The sequence below is a fragment of the Nocardiopsis protaetiae genome, assembly GCF_045446735.1.
GTDB lineage: Bacteria > Actinomycetota > Actinomycetes > Streptosporangiales > Streptosporangiaceae > Nocardiopsis > Nocardiopsis protaetiae.
In genome coordinates, this window is the sequence record NZ_JBJJBV010000354.1 from 1 (window position 1) to 5,652 (window position 5,652).

4 protein-coding genes are annotated in these 5,652 nt (G+C 74.4%); all 4 read right to left on the reverse strand.

The window, feature by feature from the left end; all coding sequences use genetic code 11:
* Window positions 1-13: 13 nt before the first annotated feature.
* On the reverse strand, window positions 14-2,371 hold the full coding sequence (locus ACJOT3_RS31660; RefSeq protein ID WP_406976805.1) for an exo-beta-d-1,3/1,6-glucosidase: 2,358 nt from the start codon (window positions 2,369-2,371) through the stop codon (window positions 14-16).
* Between the two features lie 46 nt (window positions 2,372-2,417).
* Window positions 2,418-2,885: a hemerythrin domain-containing protein gene (locus ACJOT3_RS31665; protein ID WP_406976806.1), complete on the reverse strand. Its 468-nt coding sequence runs from the start codon at window positions 2,883-2,885 to the stop codon at window positions 2,418-2,420.
* Between the two features lie 98 nt (window positions 2,886-2,983).
* Window positions 2,984-4,549: an AbgT family transporter gene (locus tag ACJOT3_RS31670; protein ID WP_406976807.1), complete on the reverse strand. Its 1,566-nt coding sequence runs from the start codon at window positions 4,547-4,549 to the stop codon at window positions 2,984-2,986.
* A gap of 37 nt (window positions 4,550-4,586) precedes the next feature.
* A complete protein-coding gene (locus ACJOT3_RS31675) occupies window positions 4,587-5,573 on the reverse strand; it encodes a CE1 family esterase (protein ID WP_406976808.1) in 987 nt (328 codons plus the stop codon).
* Window positions 5,574-5,652 lie beyond the last annotated feature (79 nt).

Consider the following 5,652-nt stretch of genomic DNA (forward strand, 5'->3'; position numbering starts at 1 on the left):
CCCGCACCCGCCGTCAGGCGCGGACGGTGAAGGAGGCCCGCAGCAGGTCCTCCTCCCGGGAGGACGGGCCCACCCGCAGCTCGAAGTCGCCCGGCTCCACCCGCCGCACCCCGGCGGCGTCCACCAGGGTGCAGTCGGCCACCGGCACCTCCAGCCCCACCCGGCGGGACTCCCCCGGGGCCAGCTCCACCCGCCGGTAGGCCTTGAGCTCCCGGTCGGCCCAGGTCACCGACGTGACGGTGTCGGAGACGTACACCTGCACGGTCTCCACCGCCGGGCGGGTCCCGGTGTTGGCGACGGTGACCTCGGCGCGCACGGTGTCGTCCGCGCCCAGGTCGGTGCCGGTGACCGCCAGGTCGGAGTACTCCACCGTCGTGTAGGCGAGCCCTTCCCCGAACACGAACGCGGGCCGCTGGGTGAGGTCGGCGTACCGGTCCCCGTGCTGGCCGCGCACCTGGTTGTAGAAGGTCGGCTGCTGCCCGGCGTGGCGGGCGTAGGAGATGGGCAGCCGCCCGGACGGCTCGATCAGCCCGAGCAGGAGTTCCGCGATCGCCCGGCCGCCCTGCATGCCGGGGTTGGCGGCGTGCACCAGGGCGGCGGCGTTCAGGGCCGACTCCGGCAGCACCAGGGGCTTGGAGGCGATGACCACGACCGTCATCGGGGTGCCGGTGGCGGCGAGCGCGTCCAGCAGGGCGGTCTGGGCGCCGACCAGCTCCAGGGTGGCGGTGGAGCGCCCCTCCCCGACCAGTTCGATGCGGTCGCCCACGACGGCGACGACGTGGTCGGCGGCCTCGGCGGCGGCGACCGCCTCGGCGATCATCGTCTCGTCCGGCTCGGCGGGGTGCACGACGGGCGGGCGGGGCTGGCCGTCGGGGAAGGTGGCCCCGGCCGGGTCGGGGCCCAGCCGGCAGATGTCGGCGCCGCGGGCGTGCACGACCTTCCAGCCCTCGGGGGCGTGGTCGCGCAGGCCGTCCAGGACGGTGCGGGTCAGCTCCCGGGGGTGGCCGTCGGGCAGCCAGTCGACCTGGCCGGAGGCGCCCGCCCAGTCGCCGAGCTGGGTGTGCGGGTCGTCGGCGTTGGGGCCGACGACGGCGATGGTGCGGGCGGCCTCGCCGGTGCGGGCCACGGCGCGGCCGCCGGGGCCGGGGACACGCTCGTCGGTGAGCGGCAGGGTGCCGTCGTTGGCGAGCAGGACCAGGGAGCGGCGGGCGACCTCCAGGTTGAGGCCGGTGTGCTCGCGGGAGCCGATGACGGCGCGCTGGCGGGCGGGGTCGGGGTGGCGGGGGTTCTCGAACAGGCCGAGCTCGAACTTGAGGGTGAGGATGCGCGCGACGGCGGCGTCGATCTCCGCCTCCGCGAGCATGCCGCGGGCGACGGCGTCCTGGGCGCCCTCGAAGAACCCGGGGGTGGTCATGACCATGTCGTTCCCGGCCCTGACCGCGGCGGCCGCGGCGTGGGTGTGGTCGGGCTGGATCTTCTGCTCCCACACCATGCGGCCGACGTTGTCCCAGTCGGTGACCAGGGTGCCGGTGTAGCCCCACTCGCCGCGCAGCACCTCGTCGAGCAGCCAGGAGTTGACGGTGATCGGCACCCCGTCCATGGACTGGTAGCCGAGCATGAAGGTGCGGCAGCCCTCGCGGGCGACCCGCTCGAACGGGGGCAGGAACCAGGAGCGGAGCTTGCGCCGGGAGATGTCGGCCTCGGTGGCGTCGCGGCCGCCCTGGGTCTCGGAGTAGCCGGCGAAGTGCTTGGCGCAGGCCAGGATCGCGGTGGGGTCGTCCAGCCCGGCGCCCTGGTAGCCGCGCACCATGGCCGAGGCGAACTCGCCGATGAGGTGGGGGTCCTCGCCGAAGGTCTCGCCGACCCGGCCCCAGCGCAGGTCGCGGGTGATGCACAGGACCGGGGAGAAGGTCCAGTGGATGCCGGTGGCGGCGACCTCGACGGCGGTGGCGCGGGCGGCGCGCTCGATGAGGTCGGGGTCCCAGGTGGCGGCCATGCCGAGCTGGGTGGGGAACACGGTGGCGCCCTCCCAGAACGAGTGGCCGTGGATGCAGTCCTCGGCGACGAGCAGGGGGATGCGCAGCCGGGTGCGCTCGGTGAGCGCGGCGGCCTCCAGGACCAGGGCGGGGGAGGTGTGCAGCAGGGAGCCGACGTGCATGTCCTCGACCAGGGGGCGCACCCCGCCCCGGGCGTCCAGCTGGAGCATCTGGCCGACCTTCTCCGGCAGGGTCATCCGCGAGAGCAGGTCGGCGACCCGTTCGGCGACGCTCAGCGCGGGGTCGAGGTAGGGGTGCGGGGCGTTCACCAGGGGTTCCTCCTGCGGTGACAGGGCGTGGCCGGGGGTTACGGACAGGCATGGGAGCGATCCCATGACCTCTACGCTACGACATCGGACCACGTTCGGGAGGGGCGGGGTGTCAGGCGACGGGGCCGAACAGGTCGGTGCCGTCCAGGCCGCCGGCGTCGAGGGTGTCCAGGGCGGAGCCGATCCTGCGCTCCTCGTACCCGAAGTGGGTCTCCATGACCGCCTCGATGCCGTCGAGGTGGCGATGCAGCTCCTCGGCGTCCTCGCCGCGGGCCAGGGCCTTCTCCAGCGCGCCGATGAGGTGGTCGAGCATGGAGTGGTCCTGCTTGAGCTGGGAGACCACCGGGGCCAGCCCCGGCTCGGCGGCCACCAGCAGGGGGAAGAGGGCCGTGTCCTCGCTGCGGTGGTGGACGGTGAGGGCCCGGCAGAACCCGTGGCAGTACAGCAGCAGGTCACGGGACGGGGTCCCGGTGTCCTCGCCGCGGTCGATGGCGGCGCGGGCCAGGCCGATGGCGTCGCGCAGCCTGCGGTGGACCGCCTCCGGTTCCCGCCGCCACGCCGCGGCCCGTCCCCCGCCCATCGTCCCCCCGTCGCCGGAACCCCCGGAAGGGTAACAGCCGCCGGGCCCGCCCCGCGGGGGCGCGGGGCGGGCGCGGTGGCGGCGGGGGCGGGCGGGGGTCAGCGGACCGGGGCGCCCGGGCCGAGCGGGATGCCCAGGGCCCACCAGGCCAGGAACAGCGCGGTCCACACCAGCGTCATGCCGATCGCCAGCGGCAGCGTGTAGGAGGCCAGGGTGCCGATCCCCGCCTTCTTGCGGTACTGCTGCAAAAAGCCGAGCGCCATGATGAAGTACGGGCTCATCGGGGTGATCGCCGTCGACCCGGAGTCGGCGATGCGGAACAGCGCCTGGGTGGTCTCGGCGGGCACGTCGATGAGCATGAGCATCGGGACCAGGACCGGCGCGCAGATCGACCACATCGCCGAACCGCTGGTGACGATCACGTTGATGAGCGTCAGCAGGCACAGGATGAACAGGAACAGCACCACCACGGGGATGCCGCTGGTCTCCAGCGCCTCGGCCGAGCGCACCGCGATGACGTCCCCGATGTGGGTCCAGTCGAAGTACGCCAGGAACTGGGCGATGGCGAAGAACAGCACCAGGACCGGCGCCATCTGCCTGATGCCCTGCACCATGAGCGCCGGCACGTCGGCGGGTTTGGCGATGGTGCCGACCCGGTGCCCGTAGACGATGCCGACCAGCCCGAACAGCAGCGCCACCACGGCGCCGATGCCGTCCAGCAGCGGGGACTCGGCCAGGCTCCCGCCCTCGCCGCGCAGCGGCGACCCTGCGGGGGCGACGATCGCGGTGAGCACGGCCAGCGCGCCGAACAGGGCGAGCAGGGCGCGGCGCAGCCCGGAGCGCTCGACGTCGGTGAGGGTGAGCGTGCCGATGTTCTCCAGGTCCACGTCCGGGTCGGGGTCCAGGTCGGGGCGCTTCTCCAGGACGAGCTTGGTGATGAGGGTGATCACCGCCGCCAGCACCACCGAGGACGCGATGTTGAAGAACCAGTTGCTCAGCGGCGACACGTACGCCCCGGGGTCGACGATCTGCGCGGCCGCGGTGGTGATGCCCGCGAAGATGGCGTCGTTGGGCGTGGGGATGGGGCTGGCGTCGTACCCGGAGGCGATCGCGGTGTAGGCCACAACCACGCCCAGGACGGGGGACTTGCCGACGGCGCGGAAGGCCAGCCCGCCCAGGGGCACCAGGATGATGTAGGCGGCGGCCGAGGCGACGTGGGCGACGGTCCCGGCGAAGGCGACCGCGAACACCACCCAGCCGGTGGGCACCCGGGAGACGCTGACGCGCATGAGGGAGGCCAGGAAGCCGCTGCGCTCGGCGACGGCCACGCCCATGATGACGGCGACGATGGTGGCCATCGGCGGGAACGACGCGAAGTTTCCGATCATGGTGGAGACGGCCATGGCCAGGCCCTCTCCGCTGAGGAGGTTGCGGACCACGACGGTCTCGCCGTCGCTGGGCGAGACCACCGAGACGCCGAGCGAGGCCATGATCGCGCTGGAGACGCCGAGGACGGCGGCCAGGATCCAGAACAGCCAGAACGGGTGGGGCAGGGCGTTGCCGACGCGTTCGACGACGGCCATGGCGCGGACGATGCGCGGCAGCGGAACGTCCTCGGTGGCGGCGGCCGTGCGGTCGGGGCCGCCGGGGGCGGGCTGGGACATGGTGGTGCTCCTGGGATGGACGGGTCAGGCGGAGGGCTCAGGCGGAGGGCCGGACGAACCGGGCGGGCAGGTGGTGGCGGCTCACGAAGCGCCACAGCTCCTCGTGGGCCTCGATGGTCTGTGTGGCGTATCCGCCGCCGCTGTAGGAGTCGGCGCCGGGCCAGGTGTGTCCGCCGCCGTCGACGGCGACGTGGCGGACCGGGGCGCCGCGGTCGCAGCCCCGCCAGTCCCGGACGGTGACGTCGGGTTCGATCCGGCGGGCGCGCGGGCCGGGGCGGCAGCCGTTGGCGTCGGCGCGTTCGGCGTTCCAGGCGGCGATGTCGGGCAGGCCCCGACCGGTGTCCCCGAGGTAGGGGATGGTGGCGTCGTCGGTGCCGTGGAAGGAGATCACCGGGACCGGGCGGACCGGGTCGCAGCCCAGGTCGTCGGGGTACAGGGCGGCGGCCACGGGGGCGATGGCGGCGATGCGCTCGGAGGCGGTGCAGGCCAGGACGGCGGTGAACCCGCCGCCGTTGGACTTGCCCGTGGCGTAGACCCGGGAGGGGTCGGTGCACAGGATCGCTTCGAGCTCGTCGAGGAGGTCGTGGGTGAAGGCGACGTCGTCGACGCCGGGGGCGGAGTAGGGGGCGCCCTGCCAGGCCTGGCGGTCGCCGTCGCCCTGGCCGATGACGCCCTCGGGGTAGACGACGACGGCGGGGAGTTCGGACAGGCCGGAGAAGGCCTCGGTCCCGGCGCCGGTGTTGCCGCGGCCGTGGAAGGCGAGCACGACCGGCCAGGCGCGCCGCCCGTCGTAGCGTTCGGGCAGGTGGAGCCGGTAGGAGCGGTCCAGGCCGCCGCTGGTCAGGGAGTGCTGGGCGCTCTCCCCGGGCCGCTGGGGCGGGGCGGTGCCGCAGCCGGCCGAGCGGTGCGGCGAGGGAGTCGAGGGCGCGGGGGCCGCGGTGGCGGGCGCGGCCGCGGCGAGCAGCAGGGCGGGCACGGCCAGGGCGGCGGCCAGGCGGGCCAGGGGCCGGAAGGCGGGTCGCACGTCGGTGGTCCTGTCCGTCGGTGGTTCCGAGGGGGGTCGGCGGTTTTTCGGGTACGGCTCGGGGGCCCTCGGCGGTCGC

What these genes read in the sequence shown, in the direction of transcription:
- ACJOT3_RS31660 (WP_406976805.1), bottom strand. Translation starts at nt 2,371, where the DNA reads ATGGGATCGCTCCCATGCCTGTCCGTAACCCCCGGCCACGCCCTGTCA.
- ACJOT3_RS31665 (WP_406976806.1), bottom strand. Translation starts at nt 2,885, where the DNA reads ATGGGCGGGGGACGGGCCGCGGCGTGGCGGCGGGAACCGGAGGCGGTC.
- ACJOT3_RS31670 (WP_406976807.1), bottom strand. Translation starts at nt 4,549, where the DNA reads ATGTCCCAGCCCGCCCCCGGCGGCCCCGACCGCACGGCCGCCGCCACC.